Origin of the sequence: Streptomyces sp. NPDC002888, assembly GCF_042888465.1 — a bacterium.
In the GTDB taxonomy this organism is placed as follows: domain Bacteria; phylum Actinomycetota; class Actinomycetes; order Streptomycetales; family Streptomycetaceae; genus Streptomyces.
Window position 1 is genome coordinate 97,053 of sequence record NZ_JBIAPU010000027.1, and the last position, 21,547, is coordinate 118,599.

General features: G+C 71.5%; 24 protein-coding genes and 1 pseudogene. 10 read left to right on the plus strand and 15 right to left on the minus strand.

Going from position 1 to position 21,547, the window contains the following annotated elements:
- Window positions 1-12 precede the first annotated feature (12 nt).
- From ACFYWX_RS35250 to ACFYWX_RS35260, 3 genes are all read right to left on the minus strand, one after another.
- Window positions 13-639, minus strand: coding sequence for a hypothetical protein (locus ACFYWX_RS35250; protein ID WP_389428904.1), 627 nt, complete (start codon window positions 637-639; stop codon window positions 13-15).
- A 120-nt stretch (window positions 640-759) separates the two neighbouring features.
- Complete coding sequence (locus ACFYWX_RS35255) at window positions 760-2,589, minus strand: glycoside hydrolase family 3 protein (protein WP_389428905.1); 1,830 nt, start codon at window positions 2,587-2,589, stop codon at window positions 760-762.
- Window positions 2,590-2,909: 320 nt separating this feature from the next.
- Complete coding sequence (locus tag ACFYWX_RS35260; RefSeq protein ID WP_389428957.1) at window positions 2,910-3,890, minus strand: LysR family transcriptional regulator; 981 nt, start codon at window positions 3,888-3,890, stop codon at window positions 2,910-2,912.
- Between the two features lie 88 nt (window positions 3,891-3,978).
- On the opposite strand from ACFYWX_RS35260, the pseudogene ACFYWX_RS35265 reads away from it, so the two are divergent.
- From ACFYWX_RS35265 to ACFYWX_RS35275, 3 genes and pseudogenes are all read left to right on the plus strand, one after another.
- A pseudogene (locus ACFYWX_RS35265) lies at window positions 3,979-4,833 on the plus strand (EamA family transporter); the annotation flags it as partial.
- A gap of 271 nt (window positions 4,834-5,104) precedes the next feature.
- The gene (gene aroA, locus ACFYWX_RS35270; protein ID WP_389428906.1) at window positions 5,105-6,355 is read left to right on the plus strand and encodes a 3-phosphoshikimate 1-carboxyvinyltransferase; all 1,251 of its coding nucleotides are present in this window, start codon (window positions 5,105-5,107) and stop codon (window positions 6,353-6,355) included.
- 7 nt (window positions 6,356-6,362) lie between these two features.
- Entirely contained in the window at window positions 6,363-6,986 is a 624-nt protein-coding gene (locus tag ACFYWX_RS35275; RefSeq protein WP_389428907.1) for a GNAT family N-acetyltransferase, read from the plus strand.
- 243 nt (window positions 6,987-7,229) lie between these two features.
- On the opposite strand, the gene ACFYWX_RS35280 is transcribed toward ACFYWX_RS35275, so the two are convergent.
- From ACFYWX_RS35280 to ACFYWX_RS35295, 4 genes are all read right to left on the minus strand, one after another.
- Window positions 7,230-8,030 (minus strand): sugar phosphate isomerase/epimerase family protein, encoded by an 801-nt coding sequence (locus ACFYWX_RS35280; protein ID WP_389428908.1) that lies wholly within the window; start codon window positions 8,028-8,030, stop codon window positions 7,230-7,232.
- A gap of 11 nt (window positions 8,031-8,041) precedes the next feature.
- Window positions 8,042-8,980, minus strand: a complete 939-nt coding sequence (locus ACFYWX_RS35285) for a GNAT family N-acetyltransferase (RefSeq protein WP_389428909.1) — start codon at window positions 8,978-8,980, stop codon at window positions 8,042-8,044.
- A gap of 71 nt (window positions 8,981-9,051) precedes the next feature.
- Window positions 9,052-9,522 carry a DUF4253 domain-containing protein gene (locus ACFYWX_RS35290; RefSeq protein WP_389428910.1) on the minus strand — a complete coding sequence of 157 codons (471 nt, stop codon included), beginning with the start codon at window positions 9,520-9,522 and terminating at the stop codon, window positions 9,052-9,054.
- 291 nt (window positions 9,523-9,813) lie between these two features.
- Window positions 9,814-10,860 (minus strand): LacI family DNA-binding transcriptional regulator, encoded by a 1,047-nt coding sequence (locus ACFYWX_RS35295; protein ID WP_389428911.1) that lies wholly within the window; start codon window positions 10,858-10,860, stop codon window positions 9,814-9,816.
- Window positions 10,861-11,166: 306 nt separating this feature from the next.
- Here ACFYWX_RS35295 and ACFYWX_RS35300 point away from each other — a divergent pair, with 306 nt between their 5' ends.
- From ACFYWX_RS35300 to ACFYWX_RS35310, 3 genes are read left to right on the plus strand one after another with little or no spacing between them, the layout of a single operon-like run.
- The gene (locus ACFYWX_RS35300) at window positions 11,167-12,318 is read left to right on the plus strand and encodes a Gfo/Idh/MocA family protein (protein ID WP_389428912.1); all 1,152 of its coding nucleotides are present in this window, start codon (window positions 11,167-11,169) and stop codon (window positions 12,316-12,318) included.
- Window positions 12,315-13,469 carry a dihydrodipicolinate synthase family protein gene (locus tag ACFYWX_RS35305; protein ID WP_389428913.1) on the plus strand — a complete coding sequence of 385 codons (1,155 nt, stop codon included), beginning with the start codon at window positions 12,315-12,317 and terminating at the stop codon, window positions 13,467-13,469. Before ACFYWX_RS35300 ends, ACFYWX_RS35305 begins: the two co-directional genes overlap by 4 nt.
- 35 nt (window positions 13,470-13,504) lie before the next feature.
- Entirely contained in the window at window positions 13,505-14,305 is an 801-nt protein-coding gene (locus tag ACFYWX_RS35310; protein ID WP_389428958.1) for a sugar phosphate isomerase/epimerase family protein, read from the plus strand.
- A gap of 63 nt (window positions 14,306-14,368) precedes the next feature.
- On the opposite strand, the gene ACFYWX_RS35315 is transcribed toward ACFYWX_RS35310, so the two are convergent.
- On the minus strand, window positions 14,369-14,842 hold the full coding sequence (locus ACFYWX_RS35315; RefSeq protein WP_389428914.1) for a carboxymuconolactone decarboxylase family protein: 474 nt from the start codon (window positions 14,840-14,842) through the stop codon (window positions 14,369-14,371).
- 80 nt (window positions 14,843-14,922) lie between these two features.
- On the minus strand, window positions 14,923-15,513 hold the full coding sequence (locus tag ACFYWX_RS35320) for a TetR/AcrR family transcriptional regulator (RefSeq protein WP_389428915.1): 591 nt from the start codon (window positions 15,511-15,513) through the stop codon (window positions 14,923-14,925).
- Between the two features lie 119 nt (window positions 15,514-15,632).
- On the opposite strand from ACFYWX_RS35320, the gene ACFYWX_RS35325 reads away from it, so the two are divergent.
- Window positions 15,633-16,088, plus strand: coding sequence for a nuclear transport factor 2 family protein (locus tag ACFYWX_RS35325; protein WP_389428916.1), 456 nt, complete (start codon window positions 15,633-15,635; stop codon window positions 16,086-16,088).
- A gap of 34 nt (window positions 16,089-16,122) precedes the next feature.
- Here ACFYWX_RS35325 and ACFYWX_RS35330 read toward each other — a convergent pair whose 3' ends face one another.
- A complete protein-coding gene (locus ACFYWX_RS35330; RefSeq protein ID WP_389428917.1) occupies window positions 16,123-16,650 on the minus strand; it encodes a hypothetical protein in 528 nt (175 codons plus the stop codon).
- Window positions 16,651-16,760: 110 nt separating this feature from the next.
- Between ACFYWX_RS35330 and ACFYWX_RS35335 the strand changes: the two genes are divergently transcribed.
- Window positions 16,761-17,096 (plus strand): hypothetical protein, encoded by a 336-nt coding sequence (locus ACFYWX_RS35335; protein WP_389428918.1) that lies wholly within the window; start codon window positions 16,761-16,763, stop codon window positions 17,094-17,096.
- A gap of 32 nt (window positions 17,097-17,128) precedes the next feature.
- Here ACFYWX_RS35335 and ACFYWX_RS35340 read toward each other — a convergent pair whose 3' ends face one another.
- From ACFYWX_RS35340 to ACFYWX_RS35350, 3 genes are all read right to left on the minus strand, one after another.
- A complete protein-coding gene (locus ACFYWX_RS35340) occupies window positions 17,129-17,746 on the minus strand; it encodes an SUKH-4 family immunity protein (RefSeq protein ID WP_389428959.1) in 618 nt (205 codons plus the stop codon).
- Between the two features lie 202 nt (window positions 17,747-17,948).
- Window positions 17,949-18,170, minus strand: a complete 222-nt coding sequence (locus ACFYWX_RS35345; protein WP_389428919.1) for a DUF397 domain-containing protein — start codon at window positions 18,168-18,170, stop codon at window positions 17,949-17,951.
- Window positions 18,157-18,930, minus strand: coding sequence for a Scr1 family TA system antitoxin-like transcriptional regulator (locus ACFYWX_RS35350; protein ID WP_389428960.1), 774 nt, complete (start codon window positions 18,928-18,930; stop codon window positions 18,157-18,159). Before ACFYWX_RS35350 ends, ACFYWX_RS35345 begins: the two co-directional genes overlap by 14 nt.
- Window positions 18,931-18,982: 52 nt before the next feature.
- Between ACFYWX_RS35350 and ACFYWX_RS35355 the strand changes: the two genes are divergently transcribed.
- A complete protein-coding gene (locus tag ACFYWX_RS35355; protein ID WP_389428963.1) occupies window positions 18,983-19,120 on the plus strand; it encodes a hypothetical protein in 138 nt (45 codons plus the stop codon).
- Window positions 19,117-19,953, plus strand: a complete 837-nt coding sequence (locus tag ACFYWX_RS35360; protein ID WP_389428920.1) for an MOSC domain-containing protein — start codon at window positions 19,117-19,119, stop codon at window positions 19,951-19,953. Before ACFYWX_RS35355 ends, ACFYWX_RS35360 begins: the two co-directional genes overlap by 4 nt.
- A gap of 220 nt (window positions 19,954-20,173) precedes the next feature.
- Here the strand turns inward: ACFYWX_RS35360 and rbsD are convergent, their stop codons facing one another.
- Together rbsD and ACFYWX_RS35370 are read right to left on the minus strand one after the other, a co-directional pair.
- A complete protein-coding gene (gene rbsD / locus ACFYWX_RS35365; protein WP_389428921.1) occupies window positions 20,174-20,563 on the minus strand; it encodes a D-ribose pyranase in 390 nt (129 codons plus the stop codon).
- Entirely contained in the window at window positions 20,560-21,462 is a 903-nt protein-coding gene (locus ACFYWX_RS35370) for a ribokinase (protein ID WP_389428922.1), read from the minus strand. Before ACFYWX_RS35370 ends, rbsD begins: the two co-directional genes overlap by 4 nt.
- Window positions 21,463-21,547 lie beyond the last annotated feature (85 nt).

A 21,547-nucleotide genomic window follows, 5' to 3' on the forward strand; every position in this document is an offset into this window, starting at 1 on the left:
CCCTAGCAGGCCTCACAGTCGCTGGGCGCAGCCCACCGGCTTCTCTCCGCCGAGTTGGACGTACAGGGCCGTGGACACCGGGCACTTCGGGCGGGTGTTCACGGCCTTGGTCACCTTGTACTCCGGGGTGTGCTTTCCCTTGCCGTCGCAGGCCGTCTCCCGTACCCGGCCGTCGCCGAGGCCGTAGACGCAGTCGCCGACGATGGTGCGGGGGCCGCCTCCGCCGCCGGGGTCGCCGGGGTGTGGGGATGCCAGTTTGCGCATGCAGGCGTAGCCCTGGGGGATCGCGCCGTCGCCGTCCTCGTCGGAGACGGTGGACTGTTCGCTGATGTGCAGGACGAAGTCGGTGGTCGCGGGGCAGGCCGGACCGTTGCCCACCGTGCCGTCGTGCCGGGCGACGACGCGCGCCGCCGCCCGCTCACCGGCGCAGGGCACCTCGTTGAAGCTGGTCGTGCCGAACGAGCTGCACTCGTCGACTCCGAGGAAGACGGCGCCGTAGCCGGAGGGGGCGGCCGTGGCGGCCGCTCGCTCGCCGAGTTGGTCCTGCTCGGCGGGCGGCGATCCCTGGCAGCCGGTCAGCAGGACGGCGAGCAGCAGCGGCAGCGCGCACGCCGCGCCCACACTCCGTCTCTCGCGCATCGCCATCCCCCCAAACGCCGACCAGCGTGACCCGTGGCGGCGGGCGCACGCCAGCGGTCCGGGGTGCTTTGCGCCCGTTGAGGATCGTACGCCCGTCGCGGGGCGTACATCCGGATACGTCTAATACGACAGCCCGTGTCCGAGGGGGTACAGCACCTGAGCCGGGTCGTCCGCCCGCTGCACCGCCACCGGCAGGCGTCCGCGGGGCCCGACCCGACCGGCGATCACGCGTGCGGCCGCGCGCAGTTCGACGTCGGTCCAGGAGTAGGACGCCAAGTAAGCCTTGACGGAGGGCAGTTGGGCGACGTCGTACGGGTTGCGGATCGCGATCGCCACCACCGGCTTACCCGTCGCCAGCAGTTGCTCCACCAGCGTCCTCTGGGAGCTGGTCGCCGAGACGTTGTACGTCCCCACGACCACCGCGTCCGCGTCGGCCGCCGCCGTCACCGCCCGGGTGACGGTCTCCGGGGAGGGCGCCGTGCCCGTGGACAGGGCCGTCGCCGTGAACCCGAGCCGGCCGAGGGCGGTCGCGAGCACTCCCGTCGGCGGGCCGGTGGTGCCCGACGGGGAGGCCGGGTCGGCGCCCACGACCAGGATCCTCCGGTGCGTACGGCGCGACAGCGGCAGCAGCGGCCCCTCGTTGACCAGCAGCGTCGTCGTCCGCTCGGCGATCCGGTCCGCCGTCGCGAGGTGGCTGCGGATACCGACCGTGCGCTCGACGCCGGACTGGCTGACGTAGGGCCGGTCGAAGAGGCCGAGCCGCGCCTTCAGGCGCAGGATCCGCAGGATCGACTCGTCGAGCCGTGCCTCGGTGAGCTCGCCGTCCTGTACGGCCTTCAGCACGGCGTTCCACGCCACGTCCAGCTTGGGCGGGTTGAGGAGTTGGTCCACGCCCGCCTTGAGCGCGAGTACCGGCACCCGGTCGTCGCCGTACTTCGTCCGCACGCCCGCCATGTCGAGCGCGTCGGTCACCACGACCCCGTCGTAGCCGAGCTGCTCGCGCAGGATGCCGGTGAGGATCGGGCGGGAGAGGGTGGCCGGGTCGCCGATGGGGGTCCCCCCGCTCGAGCGAAGCCGAGAGTGGGGGACGTCGAGCGCCGGGACCAGGATGTGCGCGGTCATGATCGAGTCGATGCCGGCCGCGACGGCCGCCCGGAAGGGCACCGCGTCCAGCGCCTCCCACACCTCACGGGTGTGTGTGATGACCGGGAAACCGTAGTGACTGTCGACGGCCGTGTCGCCGTGCCCCGGGAAGTGCTTGGCGGTCGCCGCGACGCCGGACCCCTGATAGCCCTTCACCTCCGCCGCGACGAGACGTGCCACCGCGTCCGGGTCGGCGCCGAAGGACCGTACGCCGATGACCGGGTTGGCCGGGTTGACGTTCACGTCGGCCACGGGGGAGTAGTCCTGCCGGATGCCGATCGCGCGCAGCTCCTCGCCGGCGATCCGCCCGAGGGTGCGGGCGTCGGCGGTCGACCCGCCCGCTCCCACGGCCATCGCCCCCGGGAAGAGCGTGGCGGGTCTTCCCACCCGGCACACGATCCCGTGCTCCTGGTCGGTGGAGACCAGCACGGGCAGCCCGCGCGGCCGCTCCAGGGACGCCTTCTGGATGCCGTTGGACAGGCCGGCGATCTGGTGGGGGTCCCGGGTGTTGTGCGCCCAGATGAAGTAGATGACCCCGCCCACGTGGTACTTCGCGATCAGCTCGGCGGCGGTGCGCACGCCGAGTTCCTTGAGGTTCGCGTCGATGTCGGCCTGGTCGGGCGCGGTGGCCGAGTGGCCGTACACGCGCGTCACGAAGAGCTGGCCGACCTTCTCCTCGAGCGTCATCCGGGAGATCAGGGCGCGGAGCTTCTTGTCGTCGTGGCCGGCCGCGTACGCGGTGCTGCCGGCCGCCAGGCCCGCGGTGACACCTGCCGTGGCGGCGAGAACGGTTCGTCTGGAGGGCACGTGCGCTCCTTCCGGAGATGATCCACTGAAGGAAACTGCCAAGTAATCAGCAATATCCGGGAAGTTTCTGCCGGTCAAGGGAGCGCGCACGGACAGCGGCGGCCGGGTGAGGGGCCGTCACCGGCGCTCAGGAGGGGGCGCGCCGATGACGACATGCTGCCGGCCGCGGTACGGCGGAGAGGGGTCGTCAGCGTTCGCAGCCAGCAGCGAGGCCGACACCGCACCGGGTGACTCATCCAGCAGCCTGCGGATTGGACGGGGCGGGGCGGGGGTGGGTTCCCGCAGCCGGGCGGATCGGCAGAAGTCGGTGAGCGGGGGACTCAAGGGGTGCGGGGTGCGTGCGGGAGGGGCCCGGACGGGGTGAGGGGTGCGTGCGGGAGGGGCCCGGACGGGGTGTGGGCCGAGACCTTGGGCCAGTGGTCCTGGAGCGCCCGCACCGTCTCGGCGATCGCCGGGCGCCGTGCCGCACCCGTCCGCCACAGCGCGTACAGCCGCCGTACGGGCATGGGGTCGAGCGGCACCTCCACCACCCCCTCGGGCAGCGGCCCGCGCCCCAGCCGGGGGATGAGGGCGACCCCGAGTCCCGCCGCGACGAGCGCGACCAGCGTCGGGTTCTCGTCGGCCTGGTGGACGAGGTCCGGCTCGTGCCCGGCCGCCCGCAGCGTGCGCAGCAGCCAGTCGTGACACACCCGCCCCGGCGGCTGGCAGATCCACCGCTCGCCGCCCAACTCCTCCCGCCGTACGGCCGTACGCCCCACGAAGGGATGCCCCGCCGGGACGAGCAGATCGCACAGGTCGTCCCCGACGACCGCCTGCTCGACGCCCGCCGGAGCCGGCAGCGGCGCGATGTCCCAGTCGTGCGCGACGGCCAGATCGACCGCCCCCTTGGCGACCAGATCGACGGACAGATGCGGGTCGACCTCCGTCAGGCGGGCGTCCAGGGCCGGATGACGCCGGGCCAGGTCCGCCAGCACGGACGGCATCAGCCCCCGCGCCGCCGACGCGAACGCGGCCACGCTCAACCGCCCGGCGGGCACCCCGCGCCGCTCCTCCAGCTCGGTCTCCGCGCGTTCCACGATCGTCATCAACTCATGTGCGATGGACGCCAGTTGACGTGCCTCGTCGGTGAGCCGCACCCCGCGCCCCTCCCGTTCGAGGAGCACGGTCCTGGTCTCCCGCTCCAGCTTGGCTATCTGCTGCGACACGGCCGACGGCGTGTAGCCGAGCGCGGCGGCCGCGGCCCCGACGGTGCCGTGGACGGAGACGGCGTGCAGGGCGCGCAGACGCTGGAGGTCGAGCACGAGGCCCTCCGATGAGTAGTGATGCTTCATCCAACCGTGCAGCAATCATCGCTGGTGCTTCACGGTCCGTGGGCGTGATCCTCGACGCATGCGACCCGCACACCTCGCCCTCGCCGTCCTCGTCGCCGCCGTCTGGGGCGTCAACTTCACCGTCATCGAGATCGGCCTCGACCACTTCCCGCCCCTCCTCTTCTCGGCCCTGCGCTTCCTCGTCGCGGCCCTGCCCGCCGTGTTCCTCGTGGGGCGCCCGAAGGTGGCCTGGACATGGATCGTCGGGGTGGGACTCGTCCTCGGGGTGGCGAAGTTCGGCCTGCTGTTCGTGGGGATGGACGCGGGGATGCCGGCGGGCCTGTCGTCGCTGGTGCTGCAGATCCAGGCGGTGTTCACGGCGGTGTTCGCGGCGGCGGTACTGGGTGAGCGCCTGCCCGGCGTGCGCCTGTGGGGCATGCTGCTCGCTCTCACCGGCATCGTCGTCGCGGCCGTCGACGAGGGCACCTCGGGCCCACTCGGCGCCTTCGCCCTGGTCGTCGCGGCGGCCGCCTGCTGGGGCGCGTCGAACGTCCTCACCCGCAAGGCGGCCCCACCGGACGCGCTGAACTTCATGGTGTGGGTGAGCACGGTCCCCGTGCTGCCGCTCCTGGCCCTGTCCCTGCTGACGGAGGGCCCGACGAGGGACCTGGAGGCCCTGCGCACCCTCGACTGGCAGGGCGCGGGCACGGTCGTCTACGTCGCCTGGGTCACCACCGTGTTCGGCTTCGGCGCCTGGGGCTGGCTGCTGCGCCGCCACCCCGCGTCCACGGTCGCGCCCTTTTCACTGCTGGTCCCGGTCTTCGGGATGTCGTCCGCGGCGCTGTTCCTGGGGGAGCCGGTGACCCCGCTGCGGTGGTGCGCGGCGGCGCTGCTGGTGGGCGGGGTGGGGCTGACGTCGTGGACGGGGGCGCGGGCGGGGGCGCGGCGGGGTTTGCGGTGGGGGTTGCGGACGGGGGTGCGGCGGGGTTTGCGGTGGGGGTTGCGGACGGGGGTGCGGCGGGGTTTGCGGTGGGGTTTGCGGACGGGGGTGCGGCGGGGGTCGCGGACGGGGGCGCGGCTGGGAGTGCGGCGGGGGTCGCGGTGGGGGTTGCGGACGGGATCGCGGCCTTTGGGGCTTCGGTCGAGTGTGGCTCATTCCGTGGACTCCACGGCGCCGGAGGGGGCCGTGGGGCGATCATGAGGGCATGGTCCTCGTCGACATCCCCGGTTCCAAGTCCATCACGGCCCGCGCCCTGTTCCTGGCGGCCGCGGCCGACGGCGTCACCACCCTCGTACGGCCCCTGCGCTCGGACGACACGGAGGGTTTCGCCGAGGGCCTGGTACGCCTCGGCTACCGGGTCGGCCGGACCCCGGACGCCTGGCAGGTGGACGGCCGCCCCCAGGGGCCCGCGGTGCCGGAGGCCGACGTGTACTGCCGGGACGGCGCCACCACGGCCCGCTTCCTCCCCACCCTGGCCGCCGCCGGCCACGGCACCTACCGCTTCGACGCCTCTCCCCAGATGCGCCGCCGCCCCCTCCTCCCGCTCACCCGCGCCCTGCGCGACCTGGGTGTGGACCTGCGGCACGAGGAGGCGGAGGGCCACCATCCTCTGACGGTCCGGGCAGCCGGGGTCGAGGGCGGGAAGGTGACGCTCGACGCGGGCCAGTCCTCGCAGTACCTCACAGCCCTGCTCCTGCTGGGCCCGCTGACCCGCGAGGGCCTGCGGATCGAGGTCACGGACCTGGTCTCGGTGCCGTACGTCGAGATCACGATCGCGATGATGCGGGCGTTCGGGGCGGAGGTGACCCGCGAGGGCAACACCTTCGTCGTCCCGCCGACCGGTTACCGCGCCACGACCTACCCCATCGAGCCCGACGCCTCCACCGCGAGCTACTTCTTCGCCGCGGCGGCCGTCACGGGCGGCGAGGTGACCGTCCCCGGGCTGGGCGAGGGGGCCCTGCAGGGCGACCTGGGCTTCGTGGACGTCCTGCGGCGGATGGGCGCGCGGGTGTCGGTGAGGCCGGACGGCACGACGGTGGCAGGCACGGGCCGACTGGCCGGCGTGACGGTCAACATGCGGGACGTCTCCGACACGATGCCCACCCTGGCAGCGATCGCCCCCTTCGCCTCCGGCCCGGTGCGGATCGAGGACGTGGCGAACACGCGGGTGAAGGAGTGCGACCGGTTGGAGGCCTGCGCGGAGAACCTGCGCCGCCTCGGGGTGGAGGTCGCGACGGGCCCGGACTGGATCGAGATCAGGCCGAGTGCGGGGGCGCCCTTGACCGCGGGCACGGAGATCAAGTCCTACGGGGACCACCGCATCGTGATGTCCTTCGCGGTCACCGGCCTGCGGACACCGGGAATCTCGTTCGACGACCCCGGGTGCGTACGAAAGACTTTCCCGGACTTCCACGAGGCGTTCAGGGGGTTGCGGCGGGCGCTTGGAGAGGGATGAGGCGGGGATGAGCTACAAGCTGGAGGGGCCGGTTCTGGAGGGTGCGTTGGTGCGCCTGGAGCCGCTGGAGCACCGGCACGCGGCCGATCTGGCGGTGGCGGCGGAGGAGAACCGGGGCACGTACGAGTTCACCTGGGTGCCGAGGGCCGACGAGGTCGCCGCCTACATCGACGCCCAGCTCGCCCGCGCGGCGACGGGCCGACTCGCGCCGTACGCCCAGGTGTCCGTCGCCACGGGGAAGGCGGTGGGGGCGACGTCGTACTGGGAACCCCGCTGCTGGCTGACGGAGGACCAGCTCGACGCCGTGGAGGTCGGCTTCACCTGGCTCGGCGCGTCGGCGCAGGGCACGGGCGTGAACGCCGAGGCCAAGCTGCTGCTGTTCCGGCACGCCTTCGAGGAGTGGGGCGTCTCGCGAGTGGACCTCAAGACGGACGCCCGCAACGCCCGCTCCCGCGCCGCCATCCAGTCCACCGGCGCCCGCTTCGAGGGCGTCCTGAGGAACTGGTCCCGCTCCTGGGCCCCGGGCGAGGACGGCCACCTGCGGGACTCCGCGATCTACTCCATCACGGCAACGGAGTGGCCGGAACGCCGGGTGCGGTTGGAGGAGCGGGTGTCGGGGTTCTTGAGGTGAGCGCGGGGGCCGCCCGCTTCTTGGCCAGTGTCGTGCTTCCACGGCCCACCTCAAGGGCGCTTCGCGTCGCCTTCGGCGATGGCTGTTGGGATTGGCGGATGTGGGCCAGTTTCTGGGCGGCCTACCCGTGGTTGTTGGGCGCTTGGGGTGGCGCGGATCCTCCAATGACTGGCCGCCGGGCTTCAGCCGCTGTGGCACCCGGCGTGCCTCCGGACGTCGAATTACCGCAGCGGCCCCCGCCGCCTACGCCGAGTCGTTGAGCAGTCGCGCCAGGTGTTCCCGCCCCTTCTCCAGCAGGTCGGGCAGCGGTGCGGCGTCCTCGTACCACCGCTTCTCGTACTCCCAGCACAGCCAGCCGTCCCAGCCGTGCCGGGAGAGGACCTCCACGCACTCGGCGAGCGGCAGGACGCCGGTGCCCAGCGGCAGCGGGGTGGTGTCGTCGGCGGAGGCGATGTCCTTGACCTGGATGTAGCCGAGGTACGGGGAGAGCGCCGCGTATGTCTCCGAGGGCTGCTCGCCGCCCAGCCAGGTGTGCATGACGTCCCACAGCGAGCCCACGTTCCGGTGGCCGACCAGGCCCAGGACGCGGATCGCGTCGGCGCCCGTGCGGTGTGAGTCGTGGGTCTCCAGCAGGATGCGTACGCCGAGGTCGGCGGCGTATTCGGCGGCCGTGCCGAGGCGTCGGGCGGCGACGGCGTCGGCCTCCGCCGGGGACTGGCCGGGGTCGGCGCCGGGGAAGACCCGGACGTAGGGCGCGCCCAGGTCGCGGGCGAGGTCGAGGAGCCGGCGTACCTCCTCGATCACGGGGTTGTCGTCGCCCGGCGCGGCCACGCGCGCGTACCCCGCGATGCCGAGGACGTCGACCCCGGCCGCCTTGAACTCGGCTGCCACGTCGGTCCGTTGGGCGAGGTCGAGGCCGGGATGGACCGGCTCCTCCGGGTGTGCGCGCAGCTCCACGCCGTGGTAGCCGTGCGTGGTCGCGAGCCGCAGGACGTCGGGGAGCGGGAGGCCGGGTACGCCGAGGGTGGAGAACGCCAGTTTCATGGTGTCTACTCTCACTCGGGTATGCCGTGCAGGTCCAGCCGCCAGTCCTGGCCGAGCAGGTCCTGTCCGAAGGAGCGGTGCGGTTTCTCGGCGACGAGGGCGAAGCCGTGGCGCTGGTAGATGCGGCGGGCGGCGCCGAGGATGTCGTTGGTCCACAGGACGATGTCGCGGTAGCCGACCTCGCGCGCGAAGTCGACGACCGCGCCGACCAGCCGGTCGCCGATGCCGAGGCCGCGGGCGTCCGGCTCGACGAGCAGGAGCCGCAGCCGCGCGGTGCCGGGGGCGTCGTCCCGTACGCACATCACGCAGCCGACCGGACGGCCGTCGAGCTCGGCGATCCACACCCGCTCCAGGTGCGGATCGTGGTCCTCGGCGAAGTCGGCGACGATCCGGGCGACCAGGCCCTCGTAGGCGGCGTTGAAGCCGTATCCGGAGGCGTAGAGCGCCGCGTTGCGCTCCACGATCCAGCCGAGCTCGCCGGGGGCGGGCTCGCGCAGCGCGACGTCCTCGGCGCTCGCCGGTCGGCGGTTGTCACCGAGGATCGTACGAATCGTGCGCATCGCCTCCGCGAGTCGCGGCCGGTCGTCGGCGGCGACGCTCCCCAGCAGCTCGCCGACGCTCTCCCGGGCCCGCTCGTCGAGCAGCCCCGCGGCGTCGCGGCCCCGCTCGGTGAGGACGATCCGGCGGCGTCTCGGATCCCTCTCGGAGGGGGCGCGCTCGACGAGGTCGTCCTTCTCGAACTTGTTGAGGATGCGGGTCAGATAGCCCGAGTCGAGGGAGAGCGCGGTGCGCAGGTCGGCGGCGTCCGTACCGGAGGGGGAGTGCGCGAGTTCGTACAGGACGCGGGATTCGGTGAGGGTGTAGGGGGCGTACAGGTGGCGGCCGTAGTCGAGGGCGCCGATGACGTTCGTGTAGAAGCGGTTGAAGGCGCGGATGTCCTGGACGGTCATGCTCAACCCCGATCCCCGATAGCTGACTCAGTCAGATATGTCATCGGGGTCGAGCGTAGGCGTCCGGACACCTACCCGGCTACCCCTCGGTGCTTGAGGTCTCGGTGCTCGTGGTGGTCGGCGGTCACGTGCAGCTCGGCGCCGAAGCCTGCCACGACCCGCGCCCCGAACCGCTCCTCCCAGCTGCGCAGCAGGGCGCACAGCAGGGGCAGTGGGGCGTCGGCCGACCAGCCCACGGCCGCGGGTACGTCGGCGCTGCGGCGGGCGGGGACGAGGGCGAGGACGCAGTCCTCCAGACCGTACGGCCCTTCGCCCATGAGCCGGGCGACGGTATGGGCCGCCGACTCCGTCGGCGTCGCCGAGCCGTCGTCCGCCCTCACGGCCGCCGCCAACCCGGGCCGGCTCTCGAACGGCGGCCCCGGATCATGCGGCCATGGCTCGAGCCCCTCCGGCATCTCCACCGGCGTCGGATCCGACCATGCGGGCAGCCGTCGGCGCCGGTACTCGGCGAAGTCAGCCGCCAGTACGGTCTCCAGCCGCACGGCCTCGACCTCGCCACGTCGGTCGGCCGCCCCAGGGAATCGGGTGGGCACAGGAACGGGAACAGCCCGCTCACCTCCGCCTCCCCGAACAGCCGAGGCAACAACTGCTCGACGTCATCGGGCAGTTCGTCGGAGAGCCATGTCTCGGCGGTCCCCCGGGGGCGAAAGCGCCCCGGCGGCAGGCCGGCGGGCAGTGAGAAGACCATGCCGGGGACGTTAAGGGGCGTCACTGACAGCTGGCCCGCTGTCATGCCGGTCACGGCAGTCTCGGCCCGTCCAGTGCTCCGGCCCTCACTCCCGCGGCACCCCCGAAGACCCCCGAACCATCAACTCCCCCCGAACCATCGCGATCCCCCCGAGCGGCGGCTCCTCCCGCCCCATGGCGATCCGCCCGGCCCGCGCCCCCGCCTCCGCCAACGGCAACCTCACCGTCGTCAGCGAAGGCACCGCGTCGATGCTGAAGGGGAGGTCGTCGAAGCCGGCCACCGACACGTCCTCGGGGATCCGCAGTCCGGACTCGCGCAGCGCGGCGCACGCGCCCAGTGCGACGGAGTCGTTGGCGGCGACCACGGCCGTCAATGAGGGGTCCCTGCGCAGCAGTTCCAGTGTCGCCTCGTAGCCGGAGCGCCGGTCGTAGCGCCCGTGGACCGTCCACCGGGGGTCCTCGTCGATGCCCGCCGCCGCCAGCGCGGCACGGTGGCCCTCCAGCCGGTGCCGTGTCGTCGTCCGTTCCACGGGCCCGGCGATGTAGCCGAGCCGTCGGTGGCCGAGGCCGATGAGGTGCTCGGTGAGTTCGCGGCCGCCGCCGCGGTTGTCGAAGGTGATCGCGATCGCCCGGGTGTCCGGTGCGGGCGGCCGCCCGCACAGCACCACACGGGTCCCGGCGTCGGCCAGTTTCCGCAGCTTCGACGTCATGGCCGCCGCGTGCGGCTCGTCCTCGATCGCACCGCCGGTCAGCACCACGGCCGCGGCGCGTTGTCGCTGGAGCAGGGTGAGATAGGTCAGTTCGCGTTCCGGGGAGCCCCCGGTGTTGCAGACGACCGCGAGTCTCTCCCCGCCCGCGCGGCCGCCCGGGCCGCCGATCTCCGACTGGATCGCGCTCGCCATGATCCCGAAGAAGGGGTCGGCGATGTCGTTGACCAGGATGCCGACCAGGTCGGATGTGGCCGCGGCCAGCGCGCTCGCGGGGCCGTTCAGTACGTAGTCCAGCTCGTCCACCGCCCGCAGCACCCGCTCCCGGGTGGTCGCGGCCACGGGGTAGTTGCCGTTCAGTACGCGCGACACCGTCGCAGGGGAGACCTGGGCGCGGGCCGCCACGTCCGCCAGGGTCACCGTCATCTGTCGTCCTCCGGTCGCGCATCTCGTCGTACGTCGTCGTACGCCCTGGTACGCCCACGTAGACAGGCCGCCTCGCGGGCATGGTTCCGGGCGTGTCAAGCAATGTCGAGCAGACCTTACGGCCAAGAACCCCGGCTGTTCGCCCCCTCGAACAACTCGGAGTGGACACGGTCTTGTCTGGACCGCTGATCAGAGGCTAGCTTCTCATCAGATAGAAAGCGCTTGCTGTATCGCTCATCAGTAGGGGCGTACGCGGCGGGCACATCCGCGTACGACGCTGCGTACGACACCTACGAAGGGACAGCCGTGACACGCAAGACGGTGCGTATCGCCATGAACGGCGTGACCGGGCGCATGGGCTACCGCCAGCACCTGGTCCGCTCCATCCTGGCCATTCGCGAGCAGGGCGGCCTCGACCTCGGCGACGGCACCGTGCTGTGGCCGGAGCCGATCCTGGTCGGCCGCCGGGAGCACGTGCTGAAGGCGCTCGCCGAGCAGCACGGCCTGGAGCACGTCTCGACGGACGTGGACGCGGTCCTCGCGGACCCGACCGTCGAGATCTACTTCGACGCCCAGGTCACCTCCGCCCGCGAGGAGGCGCTCAAGAAGGCGATCGCCGCGGGCAAGCACATCTACACGGAGAAGCCGACGGCCACGGGGCTGGAGGGCGCCCTGGAGCTGGCCCGCCTGGCCAACGCGGCAGGCATCAAGCACGGCGTCGTCCAGGACAAGCTCTTCCTCCCGGGCCTGCTCAAGCTGAAGCGCCTCATCGACGGCGGCTTCTTCGGCCGGATCCTCTCCGTCCGCGGCGAGTTCGGCTACTGGGTCTTCGAGGGCGACTGGCAGGCCGCCCAGCGCCCGTCCTGGAACTACCGCGCCGAGGACGGCGGCGGCATCGTCGTCGACATGTTCCCGCACTGGGAGTACGTGCTCCACGAGCTGTTCGGCCGCGTGAAGTCCGTCCAGGCCATCGCCACCACCCACATCCCGCAGCGCTGGGACGAGAACGACAAGCCCTACGACGCCACCGCCGACGACGCCGCCTACGGCATCTTCGAGCTCGACGGCGGCGCCATCGCCCAGATCAACTCCTCCTGGGCCGTCCGCGTCAACCGCGACGAGCTCGTCGAGTTCCAGGTCGACGGCACGGAGGGCTCGGCCGTCGCGGGCCTGCGCAACTGCCGCGTGCAGCACCGCAGCGCCACCCCCAAGCCGGTCTGGAACCCGGACATCCCCGCCACCGAGGTCTTCCGCGACCAGTGGCAGGAGGTGCCCGACAACGCCGACTTCGACAACGGCTTCAAGGCCCAGTGGGAGCTGTTCCTCAAGCACGTCTACGCCGGCGCCGACTACCACTGGGACCTGCTCGCCGGCGCCCGTGGCGTCCAGCTCGCCGAGCTGGGCCTGAAGTCGTCGGCCGAGGGCCGCCGTCTCGACGTACCGGAGATCTCGCTGTGACCATCCAACTGCCCGACGGCACGGGCGGCCTGCGGACCTACGAGCCCCGCACGGAGCCCCTCGCCCTCTCCACCGGCTCGCCCTTCACCTCCCGTACGGTCTTCTCGGCGGCGCACGTCGTCGCCGACCCGTACGCGGACGTGACGCCCGACTCGCCCGCCGCCGTCGACTGGGACGCGACCCTCGCCTTCCGCCGCCACCTGTGGTCCCACGGACTCGGTGTCGCCGAAGCCATGGACACCGCCCAGCGCGGCATGGGCCTGGACTGGGCGGGCGCGGCCGAGCTGATCCGCCGCAGCGCCGCCGAGGCCAAGGCGGTCGGCGGTCTCATCGCCTGCGGTGTCGGCACCGACCAGCTCACCGGCCCGGCGTCCCTCGCCGAGGTCCGCGAGGCCTACGAGGAGCAGCTCGCCCTCGTCGAGGCGTCCGGCGCCCAGGCGATCCTGATGGCCTCCCGCGCCCTCGCGGCGGCCGCCCAGGGCCCCGAGGACTACCTGGAGGTCTACGGCCACCTGCTGCGCCAGTCCTCCGAGCCGGTGATCCTGCACTGGCTGGGCCCGATGTTCGACCCGGCCCTCGAGGGCTACTGGGGCTCGTCCGACCTGGACGCGGCGACGGACACGTTCCTGGAGGTCATCGCCGCGCACCCCGACAAGGTGGACGGCATCAAGGTGTCGCTGCTGGACGCCCAGCGCGAGGTCGACCTGCGCCGCCGCCTGCCGCAGGGCGTGCGCTGCTACACGGGCGACGACTTCAACTACCCCGAGCTGGTCGCGGGCGACGAGCAGGGCTTCAGTCACGCCCTGCTCGGCATCTTCGACCCGCTGGGCCCGCTGGCGGCCGAGGCGGTACGGGTCCTGGACACGGGGAACACGGCCGGCTTCCGGGAGCTGTTGGACCCGACCGTCGACCTCTCCCGCCACCTCTTCCAGACCCCCACCCGCTTCTACAAGACGGGCGTGGTCTTCCTGGCCTGGCTGGCCGGCCACCAGTCGCACTTCACCATGGTCGGCGGCCTCCAGTCGGCCCGCTCCCTCCCGCACTTCGCCCGCGCCTACGAACTCGCCGACGGACTGGGACTGTTCCCGGACCCGAAGCTGGCGGAGGAGCGGATGAAGAACCTGCTCGCCCTGTACGGAGTGAACCAGTGACCGCCCCGGAACTCGCCCGCTTCAGCATCAACCAGATGACGGTCAAGCAGCTGTCGATGCCGGAACTGGTCGACGCCTGCGTGGAGTTGGGCGTGCCGGGTGTCGGCCTCTGGCGGGATCCGGTCCAGACGTACGGACTGGAGGCGACCGCGAAGCTGGTCCGCGACGCGGGCCTGACGGTGACGACGCTCTGCCGCGGAGGCTTCTTCACGGCGATCGACCCGCAGGAGCGCGCGGTGGCCCTGGCCGACAACCGTCGCGCGATCGACGAGGCGGCGACCCTGGGCACCGACACCCTCGTCCTGGTCTCCGGCGGTCTGCCGGCCGGCTCCAAGGACCTGCACGGCGCGCGGGAGCGCATCGCGGACGCGCTGGCGGAACTGGGGCCCTACGCGGAGCAGCACGGCGTACGGCTGGCCATCGAGCCGCTCCACCCGATGTACGCCTCCGACCGCTGCGTGGTCTCCACCCTCACCCAGGCCCTGGACCTCGCGGAACGCTTCCCCGCACACCAGGTGGGCGTGACGGTGGACACGTACCACATCTGGTGGGACGACAAGGCCCCGGAGCAGATCGCCCGGGCGGGTGCGAGCGGCCGTATCCACACCTTCCAGCTCGCCGACTGGACCACCCCGCTCCCCGAGGGCGTCCTCAACGGCCGCGGCCAGATCGGCGACGGCGCGATCGACATGCGCGAGTGGCAGCGCTACGTCGAGGCGGCGGGCTACACCGGTGCCATCGAGGTCGAGCTGTTCAACGACGCCCTGTGGGCGCGGGACGGCCGCGAGGTGCTGGCGGAGACGGCGGCGCGGTTCGTGGAGCACGTGGACCGCTGACGTCTGAAAGGGCCGGGCGGGCGTCCACATGATGTGGACGCCCGCCCGGCCCTCGTCATCCGGTCATCCGAACATGCCGGGCTCGTAGTCGCCGGCGGGCTGCTGGACGATGACGTTGACGCGGTTGTACGCGTTGATGAGGGCGATGAGGGACACCAGCGCGGCGAGCTGTTCCTCGTCGTAGTGCTTGGCGGCGTTCGCCCAGGCTTCGTCCGTGACGCCACCGGCCGCGTCCGCGACACGGGTGCCCTGCTCCGCCAGTTCCAGGGCGGCACGCTCGGCGTCGGTGAACACCTTGGCCTCCCGCCAGGCCGCGACCAGGTGGAGGCGCTGCGCGGTCTCCCCGGCGGCCGTGGCGTCCTTGGTGTGCATGTCGGTGCAGAAGCCGCAGCCGTTGATCTGGCTGGCGCGGATCTTCACCAGCTCCTGCGTGGCGGCGGGCAGCGTCGAGTCCGCGATGACCTTGCCCGCCGAGTTGATGTACCGGAAGAACTTGGCCGCGACCGGGTTGCCGAAGAGGTTCAGGCGTGCGTCCATGGTGAGCTCCTGTGCCGTCGTGGGTGCTTACACCTCCCTGACGGAGCGGCTCGCCAAGATGTGACATGACCGCAGGCGGTTCACGGGCCCTTGGCCGGGGCGAGGCCGTCGAAGACGATGGCGAGCATCCGGTCTCGTACCTCCTTTTCGAGGCGGGCGTGTGCGGCGGCTCGTGATGTGGCGACCAACAAGGCGTACACCTCGGGGAGTTCGACGTCGCTTCGGACGGCGTCGGCGCGTTGGGCGTGCTGGAGCAGGGCTCCGACGGCCTGGCGCAGTCCGTCCGATGCCCGAGCGGCGTCGCCGTCGTGGTCGCCGCCGGCCTCCAGCAGGGCCTCGGCTATGGCGATCTTGCCCGCCGCGTCGGCGACGAGGTGGCTGAAGAAGCCGAAGAACGCCGCACCCGGGTCCGTGGCGTGAAGCAGCGCCTCGGCCTGCTCGCGCAGGCGATCGAACCGCTTGACGAGTACGGCCTCCAGCAGCGCCGCTTTGGTGGGGAAGTGCCGGAAGACCGTGGCGATACCGACGTTGGCCAGGCGGGCCACCTCCTCGGTCGACGCGGACTCGCCGCCCTTGCCGAAGACCTCCTCGGCGACGTTCAGGATCCGCTCGCGGTTGGTGCGCGCGTCGGCGCGTTGCGGCCGACTGCCGCCGGTCTCTCGGTTGCTCATCGCTCTTTCGCCTGTTTGCCGCTATCCGAAGTCGCGACTCCGTATAATCGGAGCCCGCACTTCGGATAGTAGTTCGCTGCCCCTGCATGTCGGCGTCGATGACAGGAGACGAGACTGCCATGACCAAGATCCTCAGCCCGCGCGAGGTTTTCCTCGCGCTCGTGAACGGCGTCGCGGAGGGCCGCTGGGACGAACTGCCCGCTCTGTACGCGGAACAGACCGATGTCGTCCACCCGTTCGACCCGCTTCGTGCTCCCGCGCTCCGCACCCGCGACGAACTGCGCGAGCACTTCAGGCCGACCGGCGCAGGCCCCCGGCTGGACCGTCGAGCAGCGAACATCACGATCCATGAGACGGCCGATCCCGAGGTCATCGTCGCCGAGTTCGAGTATCAGGGCACGGTCGCAGACACCGGAGAGCCCTTCGCGCTGCCCGGCATCTTCGTGCTCCGGGTGCGCAACGGTGAGATCGTCAGCTCCCGCGACTACTTCGACCACCTCACCGCCGCTCAAGTCCGCGGCCAACTCGACGGACTTGTCGCAACCCTGCGATCGGGCACTGCCACCTCGCCCTAGGGAAAGCGGCGGCGGTACGAGCCGGGGGAGACCGTCAGGTGCCGATGTCCTCGATGATCTCTTTCACGCTCCGGGCCGCCGAGTACATCCACCAGGCACGCAGCGGCGCCACCCGGGCGACCGCCTCGCCGAGCCACTCCGGGTCTCCGAGCCGGCGCACCGCCCTCGCCTCGGACGTCTTCAGGAAGAGCTGGTGGACCAGGAAGACGTGGGCACCTGTGTAGGGGCGCTCGTGGTGGGTGTAGTTCACCGACCACCCCTCGTACGGATGGCGAAGGAGTCCCCCCACGGAACAGCCGCTGCGGCCGCCCCCCATGCGGCTGCCGCCGAGCGCGTCCAGCACACCGGCGGTGCGCGTGGCCATCCACGCCCACGCGGTGGCCTGCACGCCCAGTTCCACGACCCTGGACCAGGGGACGACGGCAAGGGGCTCTCGTTCACCCTGCTTGTGGTGCTCCAGGCCTTCGGCGGTGAGGACGACGCACGAGCCGCCCTCCCGCTTCGGGTCCCCGATGATCCACCGGTCCCCGACGAGTTCCAGAGGCCCCAGAAACTCCGCCATGATCCCCCGTCGGTCGACTGTTCGCCCTGCGGAGATCTTAGGTGGGCTGAGCCTCTGAACCTCCTCAAGTCGCTTGGTGGGCACGCAACATGACAGCCAGGATGATCCACATGACAGGAATCGCGGGACTGAACAAGAAGCACAACTTCGTGCTGGTCGTCCGGGACGCGGACATCGTCGCGGCGGCCCTGCGCCAGGCACTGGCCGAGGCCTCACCCGAGGAGCGCCCCGGCCTGGAACGCGCCGCCGCCGTCGTCGAGTCCACCGCGGCCGCCACCGAAACCCAGCTCCGCGCCCGCTGGGTCCGCTCCCGGCTGACCTCCGCCGGCTTCACGGGCGACATCTCCTCGATCGCGGCGGTGAGGGCCCTACGCCAGGCAGAGCCCAAGCTGAGCCTGCTGGCGGCGGTGCAACTGCAGAAGGAGGCGGTGGCCCATCCGGAGTGATCCCCGGCCACTGGAAAGCTCTACTCGGTCGATCACCCGTAGAGCGAGCGGGCTCCCGGGCTGTTGCCCTTGAAGCGCTGGCCCGCGGCGATCTCCTCGCCGACCACCGACCAGACGGTCTCGTCGTCCTGGAAGGGGAGCGGGTCAATGCCGCTCGTCTCCTGACGGATGCGATCGACCTCGCCGTCCAAGCGCTCGAAGTCGGCTTCCTCCTCGTTCTCGTCGCCGCTGAAGGTGAACTCCTCGAGCAGGCGTTGGAACCGGAGGGTGACCTGGACGAGGGAGGAGACGTCCGTGTGGAGTTCCTGCACGGTCTCCTCGTCGGCGTCGAACGCGTGCACCTTGCCGGAACCGGGCTCGAGGGCGAGGTGGGCGTTGAGCAGCCAGCCGATGACGGGCCATTCGCCCGCGTCCTCCGAGGCGTCCTCGAAGTCCTCGGTGTCGACGACGTCCTGGAGGAGGGGCAGCCGACCGGAGTCCTCGTCGGGCTCACGCAGCCAGAGCGTCCCGGTGGGGATGCCGACGGTCTGCAGGAGGCGGGCGCCCTCGGTGTCCGCGGTGGAGGGCGGGAAGGCGGTGGCGGGCAGGGTCGCGAGCCGGTCCTCGCCGAAGATGTCGGCGAGTTCGCTGCGGGTGACATCGAAAAGCACTGCCGGAACTCCGAACTCGGCGGCGGCACGGGCGCCGCGGGACTCTTGGTGGAGGGAAGCGGTCACAACAACAGCGTTGCGGATCGAGGCGCTTCCGGCGAGTCGATTCCGCCCCGCCCGCTCACCCGCCCTCTTTCCACATCTGCGACCGGCGAGCAGCATGACCCTCGAAACGAACGAGTCGGTCCTGTGCGGTGTGGCGCTAGCCGACGTGGCCTTCCTTGACGGCCGTGACGAACGAGGTCCATCCGGTTGCCGAGAAGAGTAGGGCCGGGCCTGTGGCGTTCTTGCTGTCGCGGACGGGGACGCCGGGGTGGCCGTGAGCGGACTCAAGGCACTCGCCTTGGTTGCCGCCGCTGTAGCTGGACTTGTACCACCCCGTGAGGATGGACGAGTCGGAGACGGTGGGCTCACTGCTGACCATGTGCGTGTTCCTCCGCTGCCGCTCTGACGAGGGCCAGTGACTCCTGTTGCGACAACGCGTCGCTCAGCGCAAGAGCGTAGGAGGTCTGGCTGGCGGCCACCAGCGCCGGATCGTCCATCAAGTTGCCGGTGAGAAAGCCTTCGACGTAGGCCACAGGAGCGGAGTCCTCGAAGCTCATGAGGGTGAGGTAGCTCTCCATGAGCGCGTGCGCCCCGACGCCGTACGGAAGCACATGCAGCCGCAGCCGTCCTGCCTCGGCCAGTTCCGCGATTCTGCGCAACTGCTTGGCCATGACCTGGGGGCCGCCGACTCGGCGCCGCAACACGGCCTCGTCGAGCAGCGTCCAGACGACGGGCTGCGCGGGTCCGTCGAGGATTCGACGGCGCTTTGTTCGGATGACAACGGCCTCGTCAAGTTCCTCGGCGGTGTGGTTCGGACTGTAGGCGCGGAACAGAGCCCGGGCGTAGTCGTCGGTCTGGAGCACACCGAGAACCAGCGAGAGCGCGAACTGCTGGATCAGTGTGGCCTGTTGCTCCAGTTCCGCCACGGCCGCGAAGTGATCTGCGTACTTCGACTCCAGGTCCTCCAGCCAACGCTCGAAGAACCCGTCCGCGCCCACCGTCCGGTCGATCCGCCGAGCGTCATCGGTTTTGGGAAGCCGTCTACCGGCCTCCCAGCGGCTGATCAGCGTGGGGGAGCACACGACCCTTTCGGCCAGTTCCTCCTGCGTGAGCCCGGCTGCCGTCCGTCGCAGCCTCAGTTCCTCTCCGTACTTCTCACGTGCCGTCCGAGGCTGCGGCCCTGCTGCATACGTGCCAAATCTCGCGCAGAACTGGACGCCGGAGGGTGAGCCGACGGGGAACGCGGGCACCCCGCTGTACGTCATGTCCAAGGAGGACGGGCAGTGGCGCCTGGTCGCCTGCCAGAACACGGAGGTGCTCGACACGTGAAGGCGGGGGTTGTCGCCGCTCTGTGGTGTTACCCGGTGAAGTCCATGCTCGGTGAGCGGGTTGCGGGCGTCGAGGTGACCGACCGGGGGCTCGCGGGTGACCGGCGGTTCGCGTTGGTCGACCGGGAGACCGGGAAGGTCGCCAGTGCCAAGGCGCCTCGGTTGTGGCGGGAGTTGTTGCGCTGTACGGCGTCGTCCGTGGATGGCGGGGTCCTCGTCACCACGCCGGACGGCTCGAAGTGGCAGAGCGCCGACGCCGGTATTCACAAGGCGCTCTCGGGCTTCGTGGGCCGCGAGGTCACGTTGACGGACACCCCACCGCCCGGAGCCGTACTCGAACGGTCCCGGCCCGAGGAGGTGTTGAAGGACGGGGTGACGGCCCAGGTGGACGCCGATGTCGTCGCGTTCGGCTCCGCCGCCCCGCCCGGCACCTTCTTCGACTTCGCGCCGGTCCATCTCATGACCACCGCGACACTGAGGCGCATCGCAGAGCTGAGCCCGCGCGGCTCGGCGGAGGTCGAGCGGTACCGGGCCAACCTGGTGATCGACACCGAGGACGAGGGCTTCGTCGAGCACGACTGGATCGGCCGTACCCTGCGCCTCGGTGACCGTCTCACCCTCCGCATCGTCGCCTCGACGCCCCGCTGCGCGGTGCCGACCCTCGCGCACGGCACCCTGCCCCGTGATCCCGACGCCCTCCGTATCCTCGCCGCCCACCACCGCGTCCCCGCGCTGCCGGGCCGGGCGGCGGAGCCGTGTGCCGGGGTATATGCGCAGGTGGTGGCGGGGGGAGCGGTCCGGGAAGGTGATGAGGTGCGGCTTCGGCCGACGTAGCGGCCGGGGCCGGAAAAAATCCCGGAAAAAATCCCGGAAAGAAAACGGAATGAGCGTGCAACCCTTTCCCCACTTAGGGGGTCATACATGGTGTCAGGACTTCTGGAGGGGGATCCGGGGGGATCGCGGGGGTTCTGATCTTGGAGGGGAAAAGCCGAGGGGGCCCGGTCTACGGACTGGGCCCCCTCGAAGCATGATCGGGCCCTTCTGCCGGGCCCTTCTAGAAGAACACCCCACACCTCAGCAGCACATTCGCGTACGGCCGTGCCTCCCCCGTCCGCACCACCAGCCTCGCCCCGGCCGACAGCTCCTTCAGCCGCTCGTGGGACACCAGCGCCAGCTCGGGAAAGTGCCCGTCCAGCAGCGAGGCCGCCGCCGGATTGGCCGTACGCACCTCGTCCGCCGCCGTCGCGCCCTCCACGACCAGCTCGGTCAGCAGCCCGTCCAGCACCTCGGCGAAGGACGGCACCCCGGCCCGGAAGGCCAGGTCCACCACCCGCGGACCGTCGGGTATCGGCATGCCCGCGTCGCACACCAGCACCCCGTCCCCATGGCCGAGCTCGGCCAGCGCGCCGGAGAGATGCCGGTTCAGGATTCCCCCCTTCTTCACAGCGCCTCGACCTCCGCCGCCGTAGGGAACGACTCCTGCGCACCCCGCCGCGTCACCGCCGCCGCGCCCACCCGGGCCGCGTACGCCGCCGCCTCCGCCAGAGAGGACCCCGCGCCGAGCCGCCAGGCCAGCGCCGCCGTGAACGCGTCGCCCGCACCGGTGGTGTCCACGGCGTCGACCCTCACCGACGCCACCCGCGTGACGCCCGCCGACGACGCCACCAGCGCACCCTCCGCGCCCAGCGTCACGACCACCGACCGCGGGCCCTTCGCCAGCAGCAGCCGCGCCCAGTCCTCGGGCGCGTCGCTCACGCAGGACTCGCCCAGGATGACCCGCGCCTCGTGCTCGTTGACGATCAGCGGGTCGCAGGCCGCCAGCACCTCGGAGGGGAGCGGGCGCGGCGGGGAGGGGTTCAGGACGAAGCGGCTCCCCAGAGCCAGACTCCGTACGACCTCCACGACCGTCTCCAGCGGGATCTCCAGCTGTGTCGACACCACGCGCGAGGCGTGGAACAGGCCGCCGGCCGCCCGGACGTCCTCCGGCCTCAGGCGGCCGTTCGCGCCGGGCGACACCACGATGCTGTTGTCGCCCGACGGGTCCACGGTGATCAGCGCGACGCCGGTCGGCGCGCCGCCCACCAGAACGCCCACCGTGTCGACGCCCGCCTCCCGCTGGGAGTCCAGCAGCAGCCGCCCGTGCGCGTCGTCGCCGATCCGGGCCAGCAGGGCCGTACGGGCGCCGAGGCGGGCGGCGGCGACGGCCTGGTTCGCGCCCTTGCCGCCCGGGTGGACGGCCAGGTCGGAGCCGAGGACCGTCTCCCCGGCCCCCGGCCGCCGCTCGACTCCGATCACCAGGTCGGCGTTGGCCGACCCTACGACCAACAGGTCGTAGTCGTACATGAGTTGACTCCCCTGTGTACGTGCCTCTGTGCGTACACAGATGCGTGCCTGTGTACGTGCCTGTGTACGTGACGGAAGGCGGGCG